The following is a 1,107-nucleotide window of genomic DNA, read 5'->3' on the forward strand; positions in this document are numbered from 1 at the left end:
AACCCGGGAAGAGAAGCACGACTCATCAACTTGACCAGATTTAGAGATAAATTGGCATTGTAGCGAAATTAAATGTCCCGGCCCATCAATACGATGGACCTATGCAAACATCAAATTTCAACAGTGCTGCCACGAAGAGTGCTTCGCGGAGCTATCCGCGATGGCAAAGGTTGCGTGATCGCCTGCCGCGGAGCTGGCACGTCGCGTTCCTGGAGGAACCTGCACTTAAGCACGACTTCGAAACCGCGCTTTTCTCGTTCAAATGTTTCGCCGCCGCGGTGCTCGGCCTGTATGTGTCGTTGCGAATTGGCCTGACGCGTCCTTTCTGGGTCTTGGGAACCGTCTATCTCGTTTCGCAACCGCTTTCCGGCGCTACGGTGAGCCGTGGCCTGTTCCGGCTCTTGGGAACGGTAGGAGGTGCCGCAGCTACCGTGTTGCTAGTGCCGACGTTCGCCAACGAGCCGCTGGTGCTGAGCTTGGCGCTGGCGACATGGATGGGCTTTTGCCTTTATGTCGCGCTGCTTGACCGAATTCCACGCTCTTATGCCTTCCTGCTGGCGGGATACACGACCAGTTTGATCGGATTTCCGAGCGTTTCTGCACCTGGCGAAGTCTTCACAATAGCGATCACGCGGATCCAGGAAATTTCCATCGGCATTCTGGCCGCCACGCTTGTCCACAACTTGATCCTGCCGCGCCGCGTATCGCGACGCTTGCTAGCTCGCGTCGCGGCAATCCTTTCGGATACAGAACGATGGACGCGCGACATGCTCGCCGGGGCGCGGGTTACCGTGTTGGCCAAAGATCGTGCCCGGGCGGCGGTGGACTTGCTGGAATTGCATACGCTCGCTGCGCATTTGCCCTTCGATAGCGTGGACGGCGTCGCCCGAGTTCAGATCCTTCGGGCGCTACACGACCGTCTTCTAGTCGTGTTGTCAGTGTCGAGCGCCATCGATGACTCGCTGGCCGAGTTGCAGGCATCAGCGGGTGGCGTGCCTTCGGGCCTGGGTGAATTGTCCGAGTGTGTGCAAGAAGACCTTCGGATCGACGGACTCTATTGCAACAAGCGCACATTCGATCGGCTCGATGATCCGGCAAGGTCCGCCG

1 protein-coding gene is annotated in these 1,107 nt (G+C 58.3%); it reads left to right on the top strand.

The window, feature by feature from the left end; translation table 11 throughout:
• Positions 1-101 precede the first annotated feature (101 nt).
• Positions 102-1,107 (top strand): FUSC family protein (locus AC1DPR_RS32080; RefSeq protein ID WP_477818039.1); only part of this gene is annotated, 1,006 nt, incomplete at its 3' end.

The organism is Rhizobium sp. 01T417, from assembly GCF_056398905.1.